This window comes from Stenotrophomonas sp. BIO128-Bstrain (assembly GCF_030128875.1).
Taxonomy (GTDB): domain Bacteria; phylum Pseudomonadota; class Gammaproteobacteria; order Xanthomonadales; family Xanthomonadaceae; genus Stenotrophomonas; species Stenotrophomonas bentonitica_A.
Genome location: NZ_CP124620.1, coordinates 1,113,781 through 1,135,256, shown reverse-complemented (window position 1 = coordinate 1,135,256; position 21,476 = coordinate 1,113,781). Strand labels below are relative to the sequence as shown.

Annotated in this window: 20 protein-coding genes; 15 read left to right on the top strand and 5 right to left on the bottom strand. The window is 61.4% G+C overall.

Features of this window, described 5'->3' with window-relative positions; translation table 11 throughout:
* Window positions 1–103 precede the first annotated feature (103 nt).
* Both POS15_RS05090 and idi read right to left on the bottom strand, forming a co-directional pair.
* Window positions 104–1,192, bottom strand: a complete 1,089-nt coding sequence (locus POS15_RS05090) for a zinc-dependent alcohol dehydrogenase family protein (RefSeq protein ID WP_049399708.1) — start codon at window positions 1,190–1,192, stop codon at window positions 104–106.
* Window positions 1,193–1,644: 452 nt separating this feature from the next.
* Complete coding sequence (gene idi, locus POS15_RS05085; RefSeq protein WP_049399707.1) at window positions 1,645–2,217, bottom strand: isopentenyl-diphosphate Delta-isomerase; 573 nt, start codon at window positions 2,215–2,217, stop codon at window positions 1,645–1,647.
* 104 nt (window positions 2,218–2,321) lie between these two features.
* Here idi and POS15_RS05080 point away from each other — a divergent pair, with 104 nt between their 5' ends.
* The 10 genes from POS15_RS05080 to aroD all read left to right on the top strand — a co-directional run bounded on the left by POS15_RS05080 (window position 2,322) and on the right by aroD (window position 12,472).
* Window positions 2,322–3,035 (top strand): response regulator transcription factor, encoded by a 714-nt coding sequence (locus POS15_RS05080; protein WP_049399706.1) that lies wholly within the window; start codon window positions 2,322–2,324, stop codon window positions 3,033–3,035.
* Window positions 3,036–3,091: 56 nt separating this feature from the next.
* Window positions 3,092–4,399, top strand: a complete 1,308-nt coding sequence (locus tag POS15_RS05075) for an ATP-binding protein (RefSeq protein ID WP_160314663.1) — start codon at window positions 3,092–3,094, stop codon at window positions 4,397–4,399.
* Between the two features lie 241 nt (window positions 4,400–4,640).
* A complete protein-coding gene (locus POS15_RS05070; RefSeq protein WP_049399704.1) occupies window positions 4,641–6,134 on the top strand; it encodes a UbiD family decarboxylase in 1,494 nt (497 codons plus the stop codon).
* A gap of 12 nt (window positions 6,135–6,146) precedes the next feature.
* On the top strand, window positions 6,147–6,746 hold the full coding sequence (locus POS15_RS05065; protein ID WP_049399703.1) for a UbiX family flavin prenyltransferase: 600 nt from the start codon (window positions 6,147–6,149) through the stop codon (window positions 6,744–6,746).
* Complete coding sequence (locus POS15_RS05060; RefSeq protein WP_049399702.1) at window positions 6,743–7,459, top strand: DUF554 domain-containing protein; 717 nt, start codon at window positions 6,743–6,745, stop codon at window positions 7,457–7,459. Before POS15_RS05065 ends, POS15_RS05060 begins: the two co-directional genes overlap by 4 nt.
* A 15-nt stretch (window positions 7,460–7,474) precedes the next feature.
* Window positions 7,475–7,981 (top strand): pyridoxamine 5'-phosphate oxidase family protein, encoded by a 507-nt coding sequence (locus POS15_RS05055; RefSeq protein ID WP_049399701.1) that lies wholly within the window; start codon window positions 7,475–7,477, stop codon window positions 7,979–7,981.
* Window positions 7,978–9,543, top strand: coding sequence for a NosD domain-containing protein (locus tag POS15_RS05050; protein WP_284129131.1), 1,566 nt, complete (start codon window positions 7,978–7,980; stop codon window positions 9,541–9,543). Before POS15_RS05055 ends, POS15_RS05050 begins: the two co-directional genes overlap by 4 nt.
* Window positions 9,544–9,607: 64 nt before the next feature.
* The gene (locus POS15_RS05045) at window positions 9,608–10,147 is read left to right on the top strand and encodes a disulfide bond formation protein B (protein ID WP_284129130.1); all 540 of its coding nucleotides are present in this window, start codon (window positions 9,608–9,610) and stop codon (window positions 10,145–10,147) included.
* Window positions 10,148–10,278: 131 nt separating this feature from the next.
* Window positions 10,279–11,532 carry a carbohydrate porin gene (locus POS15_RS05040; protein ID WP_284129129.1) on the top strand — a complete coding sequence of 418 codons (1,254 nt, stop codon included), beginning with the start codon at window positions 10,279–10,281 and terminating at the stop codon, window positions 11,530–11,532.
* Between the two features lie 31 nt (window positions 11,533–11,563).
* On the top strand, window positions 11,564–12,472 hold the full coding sequence (gene aroD / locus POS15_RS05035; protein WP_284129128.1) for a type I 3-dehydroquinate dehydratase: 909 nt from the start codon (window positions 11,564–11,566) through the stop codon (window positions 12,470–12,472).
* A 509-nt stretch (window positions 12,473–12,981) separates the two neighbouring features.
* On the opposite strand, the gene POS15_RS05030 is transcribed toward aroD, so the two are convergent.
* Window positions 12,982–13,932: a DUF429 domain-containing protein gene (locus tag POS15_RS05030; RefSeq protein ID WP_284129127.1), complete on the bottom strand. Its 951-nt coding sequence runs from the start codon at window positions 13,930–13,932 to the stop codon at window positions 12,982–12,984.
* Window positions 13,933–14,402: 470 nt separating this feature from the next.
* On the bottom strand, window positions 14,403–15,344 hold the full coding sequence (locus POS15_RS05025) for an SDR family NAD(P)-dependent oxidoreductase (protein WP_284129126.1): 942 nt from the start codon (window positions 15,342–15,344) through the stop codon (window positions 14,403–14,405).
* Between the two features lie 372 nt (window positions 15,345–15,716).
* On the opposite strand from POS15_RS05025, the gene POS15_RS05020 reads away from it, so the two are divergent.
* Window positions 15,717–16,346, top strand: a complete 630-nt coding sequence (locus tag POS15_RS05020) for a TetR/AcrR family transcriptional regulator (RefSeq protein WP_284129125.1) — start codon at window positions 15,717–15,719, stop codon at window positions 16,344–16,346.
* Window positions 16,347–16,978: 632 nt separating this feature from the next.
* On the opposite strand, the gene POS15_RS05015 is transcribed toward POS15_RS05020, so the two are convergent.
* Complete coding sequence (locus POS15_RS05015) at window positions 16,979–17,563, bottom strand: TetR family transcriptional regulator (protein ID WP_284129124.1); 585 nt, start codon at window positions 17,561–17,563, stop codon at window positions 16,979–16,981.
* Between the two features lie 84 nt (window positions 17,564–17,647).
* On the opposite strand from POS15_RS05015, the gene POS15_RS05010 reads away from it, so the two are divergent.
* The 4 genes from POS15_RS05010 to POS15_RS04995 all read left to right on the top strand — a co-directional run bounded on the left by POS15_RS05010 (window position 17,648) and on the right by POS15_RS04995 (window position 21,473).
* On the top strand, window positions 17,648–18,541 hold the full coding sequence (locus POS15_RS05010; protein ID WP_284129123.1) for an alpha/beta hydrolase: 894 nt from the start codon (window positions 17,648–17,650) through the stop codon (window positions 18,539–18,541).
* A 51-nt stretch (window positions 18,542–18,592) separates the two neighbouring features.
* Complete coding sequence (locus POS15_RS05005) at window positions 18,593–19,687, top strand: alkene reductase (RefSeq protein WP_284129122.1); 1,095 nt, start codon at window positions 18,593–18,595, stop codon at window positions 19,685–19,687.
* Window positions 19,688–19,748: 61 nt separating this feature from the next.
* A complete protein-coding gene (locus POS15_RS05000; protein WP_284129121.1) occupies window positions 19,749–20,537 on the top strand; it encodes an SDR family oxidoreductase in 789 nt (262 codons plus the stop codon).
* A gap of 90 nt (window positions 20,538–20,627) precedes the next feature.
* Window positions 20,628–21,473 carry an alpha/beta hydrolase gene (locus tag POS15_RS04995; protein ID WP_284129120.1) on the top strand — a complete coding sequence of 282 codons (846 nt, stop codon included), beginning with the start codon at window positions 20,628–20,630 and terminating at the stop codon, window positions 21,471–21,473.
* The last annotated feature ends 3 nt before the right edge of the window (window positions 21,474–21,476 follow it).

Genomic DNA, 21,476 nt, shown 5'->3' with positions numbered 1-21,476 from the left:
CCCCCAAGTGCATGCCGGCCACCATCAGCCATCTGCGCTGACCATGTCCAAAACCATTGAATGGGTCGCTGCCACCCGCTGCGGAAAAGCCCTCGGTTTACTGTCAAGTAGCGAAATCGACGATGACTTTCATGGCCTTCTCATCAGAAGCATGCTTAAACACGTCGTAGGCCCTCTCGATTTCCGAGAACGCGAAGTGGTGAGTCGCCAGCTTCTCCATCGGCAGCTTTCCGGAACAGCATGTCTTCAGCAGCATGTCCGTCGTGTTCGCGTTGACCAGGCCCGTGGTGATGGTCAGGTTTTTGATCCAGAGTTTCTCCAGCGCGAAGCTCACCGCCTTGCCATGGACACCAACATTCGCAAGGTGGCCCCCCTCCTTGACGACGTGCTGGCAGACGTCCCAGGTCTGCTCTATCCCAACCGCTTCAATCGCGCAATCGACGCCTCGGCCGTTGGTCAGCTCCAGGATTCGCTCAATTGCATTCTCTCGACTGGAGTTGACCACATCGGTCGCACCAAGATCTTTTGCCATCGCCAGGCGATTGTCATCCATGTCCACGACGATGATCTGACTCGGTGAATAGAGCTGGGCTGTTAAGACACAGCTCATGCCGACCGGACCCGCACCGACGATCGCCACCGTGTCACCAGGCTTGATGTTGCCATTCTGAACGCCGATTTCGTGGGCGGTTGGAAGGGCATCGGACAGCAGCACAGCCACATCTTGGCTCAGATCGTCCGGCAGGGGGTACAGGGACGTGTCAGCGAAAGGCGTGCGGACATACTCTGCCTGCGTGCCATCGATCATGTAGCCCATGATCCAGCCACCTTCGTTGCGGCAGTGCGCGTAGAGCTGCTTCTGGCAGTTCTCGCAAGTGCCGCAGCGGCTGACACAGGAAACAATGACCTTGTCACCCTTCTTGAAGCGCTTCACTGCCGTTCCAAGTTCTTCAACGATCCCGATCCCCTCATGACCCAAGATTCGACCGTCAAACGACCCAGTCTTCTTTTCAGCGACAGCGGCAATCTCCGGGTTCTTGCCCTTCCAGATTCCCAGGTCAGTACCGCAGATCGTGGTCTTTGTCATTCGGATAATGGCGTCAGTCGGCTCCAAGATCGTGGGTACCTCACGGTCCTCCACACGGATGTCGTTCTCGCCGCGGTAAACCATCGCTTTCATTGTCTTGGCCATTTCACTTCCTCTCTTTTCACTTCTTGCGGATTACCCAAGGCATCCCGATTCCTTGGATAGGCGGTGATCATCGCGGCATGCCATGCGGGCCAGTTGCAGTCCTTCAAGTGGCTGCTACACCAAGAGCTTCGACAACTTGTGTGGAAGCGTAGCGCTCACAGGGCCGCATCCTCGTCAGCGACGACCCTGTTTCGAACGAGTCATCGAAATATCCAGAGCACCTTCCCGCGCATGCTGAAATCTTCGACGGGCAGCAGCGGTGGAAGCCCTTCGCGTTGAAGCTCTGGACAGCGCTGAGCGGACTTGAGCCTCTTGCTGCAAGGCGTTCCATGACGCGTCGTCGGACGACATGATGGCGAGCTCCGGTGGGTAAGAACCTACATGACCGAGGCTAGCACGGTCAGATCGGCCCGTCTAGACTGGTCGAGCGACCTAAAAGTGTGCGCAAATGCTCAGAGTCGCGCTGAATTGGCCGGGCTGACCCGCCCTGCCCTGAGGGCTGGCCATTCCCTATGAAGCCAAGGGGAGTAGACGTCTGGCTCCTCCCTGAGCGCAGCATCCAACTCATGGCTCTTTATCCAGCGGTGGGCACAGACCTCGTTGGGGTCCACGTGCAGTTCAACATCTTCTAGAAGAGCAGAATAGACGTGGCACAGTTCAGTCTCACTGCCGACATCGAGATAGCGCGCGTGGTAAATGAAGCTGAAGTGCCACGTCAATGGCGCGGTCAACATTACACCCAGCTCTTCCCGAGCTCGGCGGGAGACTGCAATGGGCAGTTCCTCGCCCCACCGGGGGTGGGAACAGCAGCTATTGGCCCAGTAGCCCGGCCACAGTGGTTTGAGCGCGCTGCGCTGCTGTAGCAGAACCTGCCCCTGTCGATTGAATAGGAAGAGCGAGAATGCTCGGTGAAGCACCCCCTCACCGGCATGACAATCAGCCTTGCCGATAGGCCCGATCGGCTCATCATTGACCGAAACAGCAATCAGCTGGGATTCGACGCAGGCAGCTTCAAGGGTATCCATGAGCCGAACGTATCAGGGCGATCACAAGCCTTTGTGGCGAATTGTGGCGACACCGGTGCCGGTGGCTTGCTAACGTTAACATTCCCCACTGGCCGCACCCCCAAGTGACACACCTGCTGGTTGTCGATGACCACCGTTCAATCCGCGATCCGCTGGCCGCTTACCTGCGGCGGCAGGGCTTCGAGGTCTCTACCGCCAGCAACGGGGTGGAGGCACGAGCGCACCTGCTGAAGCTGCATTTCGACCTGGTTGTGCTGGATCGGATGATGCCTGGCGAAGACGGTCTTTCGCTGTGTCGACACATCGGCCAGGACTACGGCACGCCAGTGATTCTGCTGACCGCCAAGGCCGACCACGCCGACCGCATCACCGGGCTGGATCAAGGCGCCGACGATTATGTGACCAAACCCTTCAGTGTCGACGAACTCGTGGCGCGCATCCGAAGCGTGCTCCGCCGGGCCGGGGGCGTCGCCAGTGCAGGGAGCGCGGACTCTGGGCAGCTGCGCTTCGCCGGCTGGACATTGGACCTGCTGCGCCGGCACCTGCATGACCCATTGGGGGTGGAGGTGGCGTTGAGTACCATGGAGTACCGCCTGCTGCGTATCTTCCTAGAACGCCCGAACCAGGTGCTCAGCCGCGACGATCTACTCGACCTTAGCCGGCGCGACAACGTCAGCTTCGACCGCAGCATCGACAGCCAGATCAGCCGCCTGCGCCGCAAGCTCGAAGACGACCCGCGCCACCCCACCCTTCTCAAGACCATCTGGGGCGACGGCTACCTGCTAGCAGCCACAGTTGAACACGAGTCGGCCGCATGAGGTACTTGCCGCGCAGCCTTGGCGGCCAGCTAGTTCTGCTGATGCTGGGTGGCTTCGTGCTGGGCCAGCTGTTCGGTGCATTAGGGTTGTGGCAGCAGTCGGGCGTGCTTCACCCGATCGCCCGTGACCACGTGCTTTCGCGCACCCTGACTGCCTATCGCCTCGCGCAGACCCCGCCACCGGGCAATGACACATGGCTGGAAGCGTTCAACAACAACGTGGCACAACTGTGGATCAACACGCAGGCGAGCGTGGCTGGCACTTCGGAACGCGAGCAGGCATTGGCGAAAGATCTGCGCCAACGGATTCCCGACAGCCAGATTTCCGTTCGCATGCCCTGTCGCAACGATGATGCGACTCGCCTGTTGGACCCGGCCGTGGACAAGGCAGGCACCGGGCTGGAGTGCGTAGAGATCAATCTCTCTCTCGACGGGGGCCGTTGGCTGCATACCCGTCAAGCCCTGCCGGTGCAGTCGTTGTGGCGGGACAGCTGGCAGCTACTGCGTTTCTCGCTATTGGTGGGCATTCCGCCCGTGCTGATCCTCTTGTATGTATTCGTCAACCGGATCGTGCGCCCCACCACCGCACTGACCGATGCCGCCGAGCGCATGAGCCGTGGCGAGCGCATCGATCCCCTTTCGTTGCAGGGCCCTGATGAGATCCGCGAGATCGCGCGCGCGTTCAACGTCATGCACGAGCGCACTACGCGCTTCGTTGATGAGCGGACACGCATGCTCGCCGCCATCAGCCACGACCTGCGCACACCGTTGACCTCGCTGGAACTGCAGGCGGCGATGCTGCCCGACAGCGAGGAGCGCAGCGAACTGCTGCGCACGCTGGATGAGGTGCGGCAGATGGTCAACGAGACGCTGCGCTTCGCAACCCACAACGCGCGCAGTGAGGACAGCGTAGTGGTTGAACTGGATGGCCTGCTCAAGGAAGTGTGCCGACGCCTAAGCAGCATGGGGCATGTCGTCGGGCTCGACGCACCGCTGCCGGTGCTTTACCGCTGCCGCCCTATCGCGCTGCGGCGTGCGCTGGACAACCTCATCGTCAATGCACTGCGCCACGGCCAGCACGTCAGCGTGGTGCTCCGCGACTTGGGCGCAGACGGCGTATGCATCGATATCGCCGACGACGGCCCCGGCATCGCCGAGGACATGCTGGAACGAGTTTTCGAGCCGTTCTTCCAGCTTGACCAGGCTCGCCACCGGGAAACCGGCAGCAGCGTCGGCCTGGGCTTGGCAACTGCGCGCGACTGCGTCCAGGCCCATGGCGGGCACTTGGAACTGCGCAATCGCACCGAAGGCGGGCTGCAGGCGCGAATCACTCTGCCGGCCGCGCACGAGCGCTCCACCGGCTGAGCCCTCCCTGCTGGTGGCCCGGCGCCATACTTTTCCATAGTTTCCCGCGCCCGTCCGCCTACCCTGTGCCCCATCGAAAAGGCGTCACGTGTCCGCACCCAAAGGCGGCACGGGCGCCTTTGGCGTTTTGATATGTTTTCCTTTTAAATCAATTACTTGAAATGATTTAAATCAATGCAGCGGTCCCGATGGAAGCGGAGTATCGGCATCAACAGACCGAATCCCCACCGGAGACACAGTGATGAGAAAGACCCTCCCCAGCAACGTTGACGTGCATGACCTGCGCTCGGCACTGGCGCTGCTGCAGACGTACGACGGCGAATACATCGAAACCAACGAGCCGGTCGATCCGGAAGCCGAGCTTTCCGGGGTTTACCGCTACGTCGGCGCCGGCGGCACCGTGCAACGACCGACCCGGGTTGGGCCGGCCATGATGTTCAACAAGGTCAAGGGCTACCCGGACGTTCGCGTGCTGATCGGCCTGCTGGCCTCGCGCCAGCGCGTGGCCCGCATGTTCGGCGTGCCGAAAGAGAAACTTGGCTTCCTGCTGCGTGATTCGGTCGACAACGCGATCGCCCCGATCGTCATCCCTCGAGAGAAGGCGGTCTGCCAAGAAGTGGTGCATCTCGCCACGGACCCGGGCTTCGACCTGCGCACGCTGCTGCCCGCGCCGAAGAACACCCCAGAAGATGCCGGCCCGTACTTCACATTGGGCATGTGTTACGCGGCCGATCCGGAAACCGGCGAACACGACGTCACCATCCATCGCCTGTGCGTGCAGGGCAAGGATGAGATCTCCATGTATTTTGTGCCGGGCCGTCACCTCGACCAGTTCCGCATCAAGGCCGAGCAGGCCGGCAAGCCGCTTCCGATCACTATCAGCATCGGTGTGGACCCGGCCATCGAGATCGGCGCGTGCTTTGAGCCGCCGACCACCCCGCTTGGCTTTGACGAGCTGTCCATCGCCGGTGGCCTCCGCGGCCGCGCAGTGGAACTTGTAGAAGGCGTGGCCGTGGGCGCACGGGCGATTGCCAATGCGGAAATCGTCATCGAGGGCGAACTGGTGCCGAACTACCGCGTGCGTGAGGACCAGAACACCAATACGGGCAAGGCCATGCCCGAGTTCCCCGGCTACACCGGTGAAGCCAAGATGGAGGTCCCGGTGATCAAGGTTAAGGCCATCACGCATCGCCGCGATCCGATCTTGCAGACCTGCATCGGGCCGAGCGACGAACACACCAATATGGCCGGCATCCCGACCGAGGCCAGCATCCTGCAATTGGTGGAACGTGCCCTGCCCGGCTTTGTGCAGAACGTGCATTGCCCCTCACCAGGGACCGGCAAGTACGTTGCTGTGCTGCAAGTGAAGAAGCGCAGTGGCCAGGATGAAGGCCGCCAGCGGCAGGCCGCACTTCTTGCGTTTGCCGCCTTCTCCGAACTGAAGCATGTCTTCCTTGTTGACGAAGACGTGGATCTGTTCGACATGAACGATGTGGTCTGGGCGATGACCACCCGCTACCAGGGTGACGTCAGCACGGTCTTTATTCCCGGTGTGCGCTGCCATCCGCTGGATCCTTCGCAGGACCCCGCCTTCAGCCCATCCATTCGCGATCACGGGATCACCTGCAAGGCGATCTTCGACTGCACGGTGCCCTACAAGCTGAAGGCCAACTTCCAGCGATCGCAGTTCATGGATGTGGATGTGAGCCGCTTCATTCCCGGCTTCGTCAAGTAAGCGGAGATCGTCATGCAGAAGCCAAGAGTAATCGTCGGCATCAGCGGTGCCACGGGCTTCCAGTATGGCGTCAAAGCGCTCCAGCTCCTCCGGGAGCTGGGCGTGGAGACCCATCTGGTGATGTCCAAAGCGGCCGGCCTGACCAGGCAGCATGAAACCGCGTTCGACCGCGATCAGGTCGAACAACTGGCCGATGTCAGCTACCCGGCAGGAGCGGTCGGGGCAGCGATTGCCAGCGGCTCGTTCCGCACGCTGGGCATGATTGTGGCGCCCTGCTCGATGCGCACGCTGGGCGCCATCGCCAGCGGCGTCACCGACACCCTGCTCACCCGCGCCGCCGACGTGGTGCTGAAAGAGCGCCGCCGGCTCGTGCTGATGACCCGGGAGACCCCCTTGCATCTGGGCCACATCCGCAACATGGCCACGGTCACGGAGTATGGCGCCATCGTGTTTCCGCCGGTGCCTTCTCTGTACGCCGGCCCGCAGACCATCGAGGACATGATCGCGCACAGCGCGGCACGCGCCATCGGCTTGCTCGGCTTGGATCATCCCTCCCTGCCGCGCTGGGGTGAAACCCTGCCGGCCACGCTGGCCGAAGGAGAACGCACATGATCGTTGGCCCGTACATCAATGGCGCCGCTGTACTGATCGGCGCGCTGACCGGCGCGGCGCTAGCGCAACGCATGCCGGAACGGCTGCGCAGTGCCATGCCACTCACCTTCGGCGTTGCCTCGATGGCCATGGGCGTGATCCTGATCAACCGTGCGGCGCACATGCCGGTGATGGTGTTGGCAGGTATCCTCGGCGCCCTGATCGGAGAACTGGTCTTCCTGGAGCGCGGCATCGGCAAGGTCGGGGGCTTCGCCCGCGCCCTGGTTGAAAAGGTGGTGCCGGCCAAGGCTGGCGGCCTGTCCCAGGATGAGTTTCTGGAGAAGTTCGTCGCCATCCTGGTGCTGTTCTGCGCGAGCGGCACCGGCATCTTCGGCTCGATGAACGAAGGCATGACCGGCGACTCCTCGATCCTGATCGCCAAGTCGTTCCTGGATCTGTTCACCGCCGCCATCTTCGCCACCACGCTTGGCTATGCGGTGGCCACCATTGCGGTGCCGCAGCTGGTGATTCAGCTGAGCCTGGCCTTCGGTGCGGTGCTGATCCTGCCGCTGACCACGTCGGCGATGATTGCGGACTTTTCTGCGGTGGGCGGCCTGCTGATGCTTGCCACCGGCTTCCGCATCTGCGGCATCAAGGTCTTCCCGGTCGCCAACATGCTGCCCGCGCTGCTGCTGGCCATGCCGATCTCGGCCTTCTGGTCTCACTTTTTCTAGGCCTGGGGCACCGTGATGAACCCGCTTCCCGCGCTTCTGGTCGAGTTCCTGCACAGCCACAGCGTCCTTGCGCTGGCTACCAGCTACGACGACATCCCCTGGTCGGCCAGCGCCTTCTACGCATTTGATGAAGAGCAGACCCGGCTGCTGCTACTGAGCTCACTCGACACCCGCCACGGTGAAATGCTCTCCATCAACCCCCAAGCGGCCGGCACGATCACCGACCAGTTCAGCGACATCCAGCAGATCCACGGGCTGCAATACACCGGCACCGCCAAGCACCTGGATACCCCAGCTGACGCCGCTCCCGCGCTGGAACTGTATTACCGGCGATTCCCCCAGGCGCACGGCATGACCGCGCCGGTCTGGGAGATTCGCCTACTGCATCTGAAGTTCACCGACAACCGCGTGGGCTTCGGCTCCAAGACCCTGTGGAGCCGGCATGACAAGAGCGCTGACCGCGTTCTGAGCCGTGCCCCCTCCCGGTGTGACCACTTCGTCTCTCCAAGGAATGCAAGATGAGCATCACCCCCACCTGTTCACTGCTCGCACTGGCCCTGCTGGCCACCCCTGCCTTTGCCCAGAGCCTTGCCGGCCCGGCCCTGCCGCGCGGCGCCCAGACGGTGCTGAAGGTCACCAGCTACGCCGATGATGGCAGTGACGGCACCCTGCGCTGGGCGCTGGAGCGTAACAACGCCAACCCCGGGCACTACCGCATTGAGCTCAGCGCTATCGGCGCCGGCCCGTACATCATCAAGCCCACCCGCGAGCTTCCGCCCATCAAAGGCCCGGTGGTCATTGAGAATGTGGACTGGGCGCGCAATGGCACCTATGTGGCCATCGACGGTTCGGCCTACGTGGTCGGCCCGGGCACCCGGGCCTGCCCGGGTGCGGTGGAAGGCCAGTACGGCACCAACGTGCGCACTACCACCAAGCCGGGCCTGATCCTGCGCGACACCGAAGCGGTGGAGATCCGCGGGCTGGAGATCAGCAATTTCTGCATTGGCATCCTGGTCAACCGCGCCAGCGGCAACCTCATTCATGACAACCGCATCGTCGGCAACAAGGGCGGCGCCGGCATCATGGTCACTGCAGACGACGGCAAGGGCAATTCCACCGCCACCACCACGCTGCACAACCGCATCCTGCGCAACCGCTTCATCAACAACGGCGATGCCATGGAAATGACCCGCGGCGCCGCCTTTAACTTGGTTGCCGACAACTTCATCACCAGCAACGACAAGGACAACGAAGAGCCGTCGCAGGGCCTGGAAATCCTGTGGGGTAACGACAACGTGGTGGTACACAACCACTGGGAAAACCTGTCCGACGGCGTGCAGCTCAACTGGGGCAACCGCAACTACATCTCCGGCAACACGTTCACCGGCATCTCCTCGGCGGTGACGCTCAGCGGCACCGGCAATATCGTCGACGGCAACACTATGATCGGAAACCGCGTCGCGGTGTCGGTGCGCCCGCAGGCAGAGCCCGGCGCGGACGCTGCACCCGGTCGCAACCGAGTGACCGGTCCTGCAGTCAACACCATCAGTGCCAACGTGATGATCGACAACGGCAAAGACATCCGCCGCTGCTTCGCCGGTGGCTCCTGCCTGCCGGACCTCAAAGGGGCCATCGTGTTCAACGTGCCGGGGCTGGAGCACGGCAAATTCATCGGCAACCGGGGCGGCGGCGTAGAAGGTGATCCGTCCAAGCTGGAGACCATCTGCGCGCTCGACGGCCAGGTCGATGGCTGCGAGCCCTCGCCCAATCACGGCCAAGCCGCGCCGACCCTGCTCTCCACGCTGGGAGCCAGCAACGGTGGCATCGGCGTGCGTGGCGAGTTCCAAGGCATTCCAGATAGCCTGTACCGGGTGGAGCTGTTCGCCAACAGCAAGGCCGGCATGACCGAGGCCGAGCGCTACCTGGGCTTCATCCAGGTCCCGGTGGACGCCAAGGGCCACGCCAGCTTCGTGTTCCCGTTGGCATCGGTAGATGCCGGCAAGGCAGCCAACGTGACTGCCACGGTGACCACCGCAGACGGCGCCACCTCCCCCCTCAGCGCCCCGCTGAAGCTGCGCCGCTAAGCGCGGCAAACGCACCGCGCCCACCCGGCGTGGTGCCTCCCTCCTCCTTCCAAAGGCTATCGACATGCGCGGCCCGTGGACCCGTTACGCCTTCAATCCGCTGATATGGAGCTTCCAGCAGCGGTTCTTGGCCGGCCTACTCGGTTGTGCCGGGGTGCTGCTGTACGCCTTGTACACGCAATATTTTGGCGGACTGAGGCCCTGCCCGTTGTGCACCCTACAGCGCGGCGCGTTCATGGCGCTGGCCACCGTGTACTTCCTGGGCAGCCTGCATTCGCCGCGTTCCTTAGCAGTACGCGGCGGCTACATCGCCCTGAGCGTGGTCATCGCCCTGCTCGGTGCAGGTATTGCCACCCGGCATATATGGCTGCAATTGCTGCCGGCTGACCGAGTGCCCGCATGCGGTCCTGACCTGGCCAGCATGCTCGAGGCTTGGCCACTGCTCGATGTGCTCCGCCAAGTCCTCACCGGCTCAGGCGAATGTGCGGTGGTGGACTGGACCTTCTTGGGGCTGTCGATGCCTGCCTGGAGCCTGCTCACCTACCTGGTCCTAGCGCTGTGGAGTGTTATCGCGCTGCGCGCGCCGTCGCGCCGCCGCAGCTGAAACTACGCCAACTTCTTCCTTCCTCTCTCTCCTCTTTCTTCCAAGGCAAGCGCATGAACACCTGTTCCTTCCCCCGTTCCCTGCCCCGGCACTCGCCCTTGGCAACCGCGCTGGTTTGCACGGTTGCCGCGATGCTTGCGTCCACCGCCTTCGCTGAGCATGCGCAGGCCGCTGACGACCTGTACACCGGCAAGAGCATGACCGGTGACTGGGATGGCAAGCGCAGCGAATGGGCCGCCAATGGCGTGTCCTTCCGCGGTGGCTTCATCACCGAGGCCATGGGCGTGGTCGACGGCGGCCTCGATCACAGCGCACGCAACGCCTTCCAGACCCAAGTCGGTGTCGACCTGGACATGGGCAAGCTCACCGACTATTGGGGCGACGCGCGGTTCCACCTGACCGTCAACGATCGTCGCGGCCGCAGCACCTCTGGCGAACTAGCCGGCAACGACTACATGCCCATCCAGGAGATCTACAGCGACCAGTTCACCCGGCTTACCGAGTTGAGTTATGACCAGAACTTCTTCACCGGCAGGCTCAACTGGAAGGCCGGCTACTATGTGATGGGCAATGATTTTGGCATCAACCAGATAATGACCAACTTCGTGAACGCCGCACTTTGCGCCCATCCCATCTCGCTGTCCACAAGCTCGGGCTGGACCAACTGGCCACGTCCGCGCTGGGCCACACATGTGACCATGCACCCCACGCAGGAAGTGACCGTGCGCGCCGGCATGGTGCTGGTCAACACCAACTACAACCTGGAAAAGAACCGCTGGAGCCTGCATGAAAAGGGCACTACGGGCCACCTGTATCCGGTGGAAGTGGAATGGGCACCGGGCACCGCCGACCGAGGCCATTACCCGGGTCACTACAAGATCGGCTACTACTACGACACCTCAGACAAGCAGATGATCGGCAGCCGCAACGACCAGACCGCACGCCGGCGCGAAGGCGGCTACGTGATGACCGACCAGAAGCTGACCAACAACGCGGTCAACGGCGGCCTAAGCGTCTTCGCACAGTACACCGAACAGTCGCAGCAGACCTCGGTCATGCACCGCTGGGTCTCCGCCGGCATGGTCTACCAGGGGGTGTTCCACAGCCGCCCGCAGGATCGCGTGGCACTGGGTTACGTGCGCGCCTCGATCAACCGCCATTTGCTTGAGCAGCAGCTGCAACAACAAGCCCAAGGCCTGATCACAGACACCGATTGGGAGCTCAACCAGGCGGAAGAGTTGTGGGAGCTCGCCTACACCTTCCAGGTCAAGCCATGGCTGTCGCTGCGGCCCGACGTGCAATACATCACCAACCCCGGCACCTTCCGCTACAGGAACACCGACAACGTGCTCACGCTTGGCCTGCAGGCCAAGGTCAACTTCTGATTCGCATTTTCGCAACCACTGGAGTCATCCTATGAAGACCATCACGCAGCGTGCTGCCGCCTCCATCCTGCTCGCCCTGCCACTACTCGCAGTAGGTGCTCCCACCGCCATGGCAGCCGCAGCAGCAGCCACGAGCGCAGCTGCCGCGCCGGTAACACTGCGCCACGCCGATCCCTTCACCATCCGCACCACGGTGATCGGCGAAGGCGCACCGAAAACTATCGTGCCGACGACCGGTGCAAACGCTGAACAGGTACTGGCACAGGCTCGCATCATCGGCGCGAATGCCGATGCCGATCTCATCGAGTTCCGTATTGACTATCTTGACTTCGCCACCGACCCAGTCCGCATCGCCGCGCTGGGCAAGCAGGTCGCGGTGGCGGCGCGCAACAAGCCGATGATCGTGACCTTCCGCACCCAGGCAGAGGGTGGCAGCAAGCCGATCACCGACGCTGACTACAGCGCGCTTTATATCAAGCTGATCCAAGCCGGTTTCATCGACCTTCTCGATGTGGAGATGTTTCGTGCCCCGGACGTGGTGGTGGCCCTGGTGACCGAGGCACATGCCAAAGGGATCAAGGTGGTCATGTCGAGCCACGACTTCCACAAGACGCCACCGACAGCCGAGATCATCGCGCGCCTGCGCCGTCAGGATCAACTGGGTGCCGACATCCTGAAGATTGCGGTGATGCCTCAGAGTCCTGCCGACGTGCTCGTGCTTCTAGACGCCACTTCTCAGATGCGCGCCACCTATTCAGACAAACCCCAACTGACGATGTCGATGGGCGGAGTGGGCGCCATTACGCGATTGTCTGGCGAAGTGTTCGGCAGCGATCTGACCTTCGGCATGATCGGTACACCATCCGCACCAGGCCAAGTCGACGTCGGCCAGCTGAGGAAGGTGCTCGACACCGTCCACGGGGCAGTGCTAGGTAAGTGATCCCCGGCCAGCCAGAGAACCATTCAGCGCTTGCGCAATCCGGGGAGTCCTGCGAACTAGATCCTTAGGCTCCCGGACCTAGGCAGCCTCACCGCTCAGGGGAGGCTGCAACACGTGCCCGGCTGGCGTCTCCATCACCCTTCTCGCTACTGGGCTTCTTCCCAAGAACGGGGCAGGCATCTGCCTCTTCCTTTTCTGCATCTTTCCACGTCTTGCCACCAGCGCGACCGTGAAGAATTCGATGATAGAGATCCCAATCCTCATCAGTCGACACACTTTTTGTCTTCTTCCCTTCGCATACCCAACACATAGGCCGCCCACTAAGTTCGGTTGATTGGTCTATTTTATCGCCGACCTCAAGGGAGCGCCCCCACCCTCAGCGGTGACGCAATCGTCCAGTCAGCGTGTGTACCACCACTCTGTGCGCAACGGTCTCCACTTGCTCGCCCGCTCATTCGACACGGCACTCGACCAGACAGACATTTGGTCTGACACATTGACAAAGAGCCTCACTCGGCGCCCTGCTTGCCTACTGCTTGGCCGAGGATCCACCCTTCCCATTGCAACGCCGCAGCGCTTAGAAGAGGTCCCTCTGCATGCCTCCCGTCAACGACATCAAGCATTCCTAGGAGCCCGATCACTGCATCGAATCTGTCCTCAGCGTCAGATCCAGACCCAAATCCCGCATGGAGATCCGCGACAAGACCCGTTTCGGAGCGACCTGCGAAAGCCGTCAGCCAGCCCTCGATAGCCACCCCGGCGGACGCCCGACCGGCCGCCGCTGTCTTGCTCCATCTCGGCGCACGGGCGATACCCAAGCGGTGATAGACATCGGCCGGGTAGGTCTCACAGACCACGATCGCGTGCTGCTCAACCAAACCTTCAAGCGCTCCGTCGAACGGCCAGAGCGCAATTTCTCGTTGCGACGGAATCAACAACTCCTGCCAGCCGGAGATGGCCCCCTTGCCCACCTGATTGGCGCCCAAGGTCCAAAACAGCGGACAGCCAGCTGCCCGGTAGTCAGTGGAACGCTCGCACTTTCGAAGGAGCTCATGGCGACTCAGGCCTAGGCCATCTGTGAGATGGGAGAGTCGCCGTCCGCCCGGCCTGGACGGATAGAAGGGCTGTCGGAAATCAACCAGCTCTGACTCATCGCAAACGGTAAACCAGCGCTCCCAGCTGCCTCTTCCCCACTCGCTCAGGCCTTCGCGAAATCCGCTCAGACCGGTTAGCTTTCCGTAGGCCTCCGGAACTCCAATAGGGAAGTCAAAGCCCACAAGAACCGATCCCGACGTCCGCGCAGCAGCGCGCAAGCGATCAAGCATCGTCGCGGTTTGGCCGACCAAGCGAGGCCGAAGAATGGACCAGCCGGATTCTTCTTTGACCGCTATTGCCATCCATCGCTTTCGGTCGGCGATGCTCCAGTCACAATGCGCCACGACGGCGGGAACCAGCTTCATGGCTGAAAATAGAGCTTTGGCGGAAAGGTATCCTAGCTCAGGAGAGTGCGTGGAAAGCTGCTGAACGGCTCGGCAGGGTTGGCACTGCTCGCTAGGGTTGACGCGCGTCAGATCGACCAGGAGCGCATCCCGAGCAAGGAAAGGCTGGGATTCCGGATCAATCTTGGTCTAGCAAGTCCAGACTCTATGACTTGATCATCGCCACAAATATCCGTTGGTCTTTCGGATTCAGATAAGAGGCCAACCGCCACCGCCGTTACCATCCGTTACTGCTAGCGCAGGCTCTTCCATGGACCTGCTCCCCATCAGGATCTCAAGCCTTGCTTCCGCCTTCAAACCGAGCCGCATGCCCAGTTCACCCCGAAGGGCGATCTGGGCAGCGTGCTCCTGTCTTACAACACCGTTCCTGTTGGCCAGCGTGAGCAACGGTTACACGCTCGGACCTCCAAGCTGTGAAAGATCAGATCACATTACTGTGGAGCATTCTCGCGGTTTTTCATTGCCGCTTCTGTAAGAAGAGGACCTGCTTCAAGCAGCTCTGCTGGGATGAGAACATCCTCCACGCCGCCGACTGCTACGTCCCAGTTGTCGCGAAGTGTTTCGACCGTCATGTTCGCGTCGTAATAGCCTGGGACGGCGCCGGTGATCACACGGCCCACTCGCCCGGAGTAAGCACCGAAGATCTGGCCGTTGACCTTTGCAGACTCATGCGCAAGGAAAACGATCGCAGGAACCACCAGCTCTGCGGTCATCGACTTTCGCGCGAACTCGCTGTGCACGGGGTCGGTGATCACTTCTGCCTGCATCCGAGTGTAGGCTGCGGGTGCAATGGCGTTTACTGCGATGTTGAATGGGGCACCTTCGAGAGCAAGCACTTTGGTCAAACCGTTGACCGCGCCTTTGGCACTGCCGTACACGGCCTGTCCCACCATGCCCCACATGGCAGCCTCTGAAGTGATGTTGACCACTCGCCCGCCGCCTTGCTTGATGAAGTACGGCCAGGCTGCGCGTGTGACATTGACACTACCCAGCAAGTGAACGCGCCAGAATCGCTCAAACAGTTCGTTCGGCGACTCAAGCAGAGGCCAACCACCCGCAATACCTGCATTATTGACAATGACGTCAATTCGACCGAAAGCATCAATTGCCGCCTTGATCAGGTTTGCGGCGCCGGCTTCTTGTGAAATGTCATCATAATTTGCAACGGCTTCCGCGCCCAATGCGAGGAGCTCCGCTACCGCTTCTTCGGCAGGCGTCGTTGACGAACCCTCGCCGACGCGGGACCCGCCGAAGTCGTTGATAACGACTTTGGCGCCGCGACGGGCGAACTCAACGGCATAGGCACGGCCCAGCCCCCTGCCTGAGCCTGTGACCACGATGACTTTGTTTTCGAAGCTAATTTCCTTACTCATGTCTTATCTCTTTAGTAGTGAAGAGTCGTGATCCGGAGTGTGTGAGGCCGGTACCGACTCGATGTCCCGTCGCTCTTCAGACGATCAATACCGTTCAGAGTCCAAATGAAGCACCTCACTGAAGGCGTGGACGAACGGATACGAAGCAAGCCATCAGAGTCATCACGCTGCTGTCTACACCCCAAGATGATGAGCCTCCATGCGTCTCTTTCTTCAGCGTGGATGAGTGCCTGAAACGACTATCGACTGCGACACCAGGCCGTGACTCGTCAGGTGCGGCCCGAGATCGCTTGACCTCACTACCCGGACTATACTGATTGATCTCATATGAATCATCATTGATTCACTTCACCCATCTAAAGCTCAACTGGTATGATGCAGGCGCACCAAAACCACACCGCGTCAAGTGTCGAGATCATTTTCATGGCGTTGAGTAACGATGAGGCTCTAATCGAGCGGATTGCAGCCGCCTTGGCCCTGCGCCCCCGGAGCAGTTTGCAAGAACTCGCCAAGGCCGCAGGCATAAGCCGTGCGACGCTATACCGATTTGTTCCGACGCGCGAACAGCTTCTTTCGGTACTCACCGGCTACGCGGTGTCTCTGATGAAGCGCACCCTAGATGAGGCAGATCTAGAGAACGGCAAGCCATATGGCTGTCTCTCTCACGTCACTCAAGCGTTCCTGCAGCATCGCGACGTGTACAGCTTCTTCTTCACGCATAGCGTGGAAGAGGCCTTAGCCAGAGGCGCCCTCTATTTCGCAATGCCGGAATGGCGCTTTTTCGACGAGAGGATGGAGTCATTCTTTCTCCGATGCCAGAAGGAAGGCTTCCTTCGCATCGACATGCCAGCATCGTGGATGAACGAGCTCTATGGCTCTGCGGTCTACGGTGCGACTCGGGCAGTAAGCCTTGGTCGAGTGGCTCCAGTGAGTGCGCACGATCTTGTTCTGAACTCGTTCTTCAACGGTGTCAGCGCCGCTACCGCAGAGATCAATCCCTAGCGCTCCACAACCAGGACCGCGGAAGCCTCTCTTTTGAAGAGATGCCGCGTTCGACAGACTACAACCCAACCTGAACGTGCTTAAAGGTGATCTGCTCACCGCACCCCCCTCAGAGCTGATCGCAGCGAAGATCGATTTGAGATGAACCGCTCGCGACCGCTCCGGAGCCAGATCAAGTGCCGTCTGCACCGCGTGCCAGGTCAATCAGACTCGTACGCCGCTTGTTTGCTCCCCGGCACGAGCATCACTATCCCTAACCAGGGTGCGCGGCTGGGGGTGAGGGTTTGAGCCAATGATTGCAACCCATCGAACTGCAATCCTGAGATTGCTCTCCATCTGAAATCGTTGAAATCGATCCGCAACCTCCCTCGCCGACCTCTTCCGAACTGAAGGAAGGGGCTAACGGAGGTGTTCTTCCACATTCCGACGATGAATCGTGTGGTGACACCACGTGCCCGCATGGAGACGTCGTTTGGGACAGCTGACCTTCTGTCTCGGAACTGTGCAGTTGCACTGAGCCTTTGATTGATTGCTCAAGGCGTTCATCGGCTGAGTTCACTGATCCGGCTTCCTTCAAATCAGCATTTGCTGCCTTGCTTCCCGTTTACTGTTAGCAATAGCGCGAGGCGATTCTACGCACCAGCAGACGCAGATGTTCTTGAGAGAACTGCGGCGCGGCAAACATCCAGAATCTCATCGGCAAGCGGCGAATCATCAGGGCACGCCCTGGACAGCACTAATGCGCCCACAACTTGAGCAATTGTATCGATACTCTGGGCTCGCAAGTTGCGCTCGCGCCCACTGCCGTCCTGCGCGCCTACCCCGTCTGCAAGCCCATGAAGCATGCTTTCGATGCCGGCCGCAAAAGCCTCCTTGGTGGACTCCGGCTGCCGCGCCGCGTCTCCGCTCAGCGCGGCGACGGTGCAACCATCAGCACGATCGTCCCGATGCTTTCGAGACAGGTAATAGCCAACGAACGCCTGTGCATCGAAGCCCTCTGCCTTGGCGGTGCCCTGCTCAAAGCCACAGCGCGCAGCTTCCGCCATCAGGTCAGCCTTGGACCCGAAATGCTTGTAGAAGCCACCGTGAGTGAAGCCTGCGGCCCCCATCAGATCGGCGATTCCGACGCCGTCATAGCCCCGCTCGCGAAACAGATGGGAGGCCGTCTTCACGATATGCGCTCGGTTGGCTTGCATCTGCGCTTTGGTGACTTTCATGCCTTGGATCTCTCTAAATGTGCCTTTAGGTACAGCAACACTATACATTGATGTCACTCAACATCAAAGTGCTTGACTTTAAAGATGATGATCGACATCATTGCGCAACCTGCTTCCGAGAGGATTCTGCAAATGACCGACACACACCTGAGTGCGCCCACCCGCTTCATCGAAGTAGACGGTGAGAGCTTTGCCTATCGCCGCTGGGGCAACGCCAACAGCGGACAACCCCCGCTGTTCTTCGTGCAGCATTTCCGAGGTGGCTTGGACCATTGGGATCCTCTACTGACCGACGGCCTAGCTGCGGGCCGCGAAGTCATCCTCTACAACGGCCGCGGCATTGCTTCTTCGACCGGCACGCCCCGTAACCGGATCGAGGACATGGCGGACGACATCGCCTTGGTAATCCAGGCCCTTGGGCTGCCCCAGGTCGATCTACTGGGGTTCTCCATCGGCGGCTTCCAGGTGCAGGAAGTCGCGTTGCGTCACCCGCAACTGGTTCGCAAACTGCTTCTTCTCGGTACCGGCCTGCGTGGTGGCGATCCAAAGATGGAGCCCAAAGTACTGGAGGTCGCGCCCAATCCGGTGCCGACGGCCGAGGACTTCCTGTATCTGTTCTTCGGTCGCTCAGAAGCCGCCAGGCAGGCAGGCCTGGCCTTTTGGGAGCGCCGCCACCAGCGCGTTGAGCAGGATCCCCCCAGTTCCATGGCCGTCGCCCAAGCCCAGAGCGAGGCGCATGCCGCCTACCTGCAGCCGCTGCCGGGCGAAAACCCCTACGCCTTTCTCAGCGCGATCAGCCAGCCGACCTTGGTCCTCAATGGCGTCCATGACGTGATGATCCCGACTATTAACGCCTGGCATCTGTCGCAGAACATTCCCAACGCACAGCTGTTGATCTACCCCGACGCCGGCCACGGTGCCCAGTTCCAGTATCCCGAACGCTTCCTGAAACACGCGATCCAGTTCCTGGAGGAGTGATTTCATGGCACATCCTCGCCCCTCCCTGACCGCCGACACTGCAGATAAATCATGACTGACAAGACGCTTTTCGAGCCCTACACCCTTGGTTCACTCAAACTCTCCAACCGCATCGTGATGGCACCGTTGACGCGCAATCGCGCGGGTGCAGGCCTGGTTCCCAGCGAACACGCCGCCACCTACTACAGCCAGCGCGCTTCGGCCGGCCTGCTGATCACGGAAGCAACGCAGATCTCGCCGCAGGCGCAAGGCTATCAGGACACACCTGGCCTCTACACCTCGGCACAGATCGAAAGCTGGCGCGAAGTGACCGATGCCGTTCATGCCAAGGGCGGTCGGATCTTCGTCCAGCTATGGCACGTCGGTCGGGTTTCCCACGTGGATCTCCAGCCCGACGGCGCCGCCCCGGTCGCGCCATCGGCGATCCGTGCTGAGACCAAGGTCTTCGTCAACAATGGCTTTGCCGATACCTCCGTGCCGCGTGCGCTTGCAGTCGAAGAGCTTCCCGACATCGTCGAGGACTTCCGCAAGGCGGCGGCCAACGCCATCGCCGCAGGTTTTGACGGCGTCGAGGTCCACGGTGCCAACGGCTACCTGCTGGAACAGTTCATCAAGAACGGGTCCAACACCCGTACCGACGCCTACGGCGGCTCCATCGAGAACCGGGCGCGCCTGTTGCTGGAAGTCACGGCTGCCGTGGTGAAGGAAATCGGTGCCGACCGCACCGCCGTGCGCCTCTCGCCCGTCTCGCCGGCCAACGGCAGTTCCGGCAGCGATCCGCAGCCGCAATACAACTACATTGCCGAGCAACTCAGCGCCCTGGGCATCGTCTATCTGCATGTGGTGGAAGGAGCCACAGGCGGCCCACGCGATGCCGCACCGTTCGACTTCGATGCGTTGCGCAGCCGTTTCAAGCAAACCTACCTGGCCAACAACGGCTACGACCTCGATCTGGCCAGCGCCCGACTTAACCAAGGCAAGGCCGACCTGTTCGCCTTTGGTCGCCCGTTCATCAGCAACCCCGATCTGGTGGAACGACTGAAGACCGGTGCGCCGCTGGCCCCGCTGAATCCAGCCACGCTGTATGGCGGCGGTGCCGAGGGTTACATCGACTACCCGGCACTCGCCGGTTCCAGCGCCCAGTAGTGATTGCTCCATGCCGCACACCGCGGCATGGGTTCCCCTTTTCGATCAAGAGAGAAAACACATGACCACTCGAACCACAGTTCTCGTCACGGGCGCTTCAACCGGCATTGGCGCCACCTATGCCGATCGCTTCGCACGGCGTGGCCACGACCTTGTACTGGTCGCCCGCGACAAGGCGCGCCTGGAAGCTCTCGCGGCCCGCCTTCGCGAACAAACCGGTGCCAGCGTCGACATTCTCCCTGCCGACCTGACCCAACCCAGCGATCTGGCCACAGTCGAGGCTCGCCTGCGCGAGGACGCCAGCATCGAAACCCTGATCAACAACGCCGGTGCCACGCTGTCCGGTCCGTTCATCAACCAGTCGACCGACGCGGTCGCCGGCCTGGTCGCCCTCAACACCACCGCATTGGTCAGGCTGGCCAGTGCCATCGCGCCGCGCCTTGCGCAGACCGGCAAAGGTGCAATCGTCAACATCGGTTCGGTGGTCGGCTTCGCGCCCGAGTTCGGCATGTCGGTCTACGGTGCCACCAAGGCCTTCGTGCTCTTCCTTTCCCAGGGGCTGAGCCTGGAGCTTACCCCGAAGGGCGTCTACGTTCAGGCCGTCTTGCCTGCCGGAACGCGTACTGAGATCTGGGAGCGCGCGGGTATCGACGTCAACACGCTTTCCGAGCTGATGGACGTGAATGAACTGGTGGATGCTGCACTGGTCGGCTTCGATCGCCGCGAAGGCGTCACGATCCCGCCGTTGCATGATGCCGCGCGCTGGGATGCGCTGGATGACGCGCGTCAAGGGTTGCTTTCGGATCTTCGACAGGCGCACGTAGCCGAGCGCTACACACCGGCCGCTTGATCTAGATCGCTGCCGCTTCTGGCGGCATCACTCTGCGAAGCCCCGGCCGCTGGACCAGCACCCTTGGTCAACGCCTAAACAGGTAACCACATGACCGACACCCATCTCTCCTCGCCCACGTGTTTCGCCGATGTCGGCGGCACACGATTCGCCTACCGCCGCTGGGGCAATGCCGATTCCGCGCAGCCACCACTGTTGTTCCTGCAGCACTTCCGCGGCGGCATGGACCATTGGGACCCGTTGATGACCGATGGCCTTGCCCACGGCCGCGAAGTCATTCTCTACAACGGCCGTGGTGTTGCCTCGTCCAGTGGCCAGCCGCGAACCCGCATCGAGGACATGGCCGATGACGCAGCCGCCTTCGTTCGCGCGCTGGGGTTAAACAGAATCGACGTGTTGGGCTTCTCGCTGGGTGGCTTCCAAGCGTTGGACCTGACCTGGCGTCATCCTCTACTAGTGCGCAAGTTGATGCTGCTTGGCACCGGCCCGCGCGGCGGCGTCCCGGATATGGAGCCGCAGGTGCTGACCACAGCGCCACGGCCGGTTCCCACCTTCGAAGACTTCGTCTACCTCTTCTTCGGCCGATCTGAGCAGGCCAAGGACGCCGCACGCGAGTTCTGGCAGCGACGGCATCAGCGCGTCGACCAGGATCCACCGTCGTCACCCGAAGTCACCGAAGCCCAGATCGAAGCCAACATGCTGTACCTGCCCAGGCTGTCGGAAGACGACCCCTTTTCCTACCTGCGCGACATCCAGCAGCCGACCTTCATCCTCAACGGCGTGAACGATGTGATGATTCCGACCGTCAATTCGTTCTACATGGCCCGCAACCTGCCGAACGCACAGCTTTTCATCTACCCAGATGCCGGGCACGGCGCACAGTTCCAGTACCCGCAGCGCTTCCTGGACCACGTGGTTCGCTTCCTGGGCGAATGACGG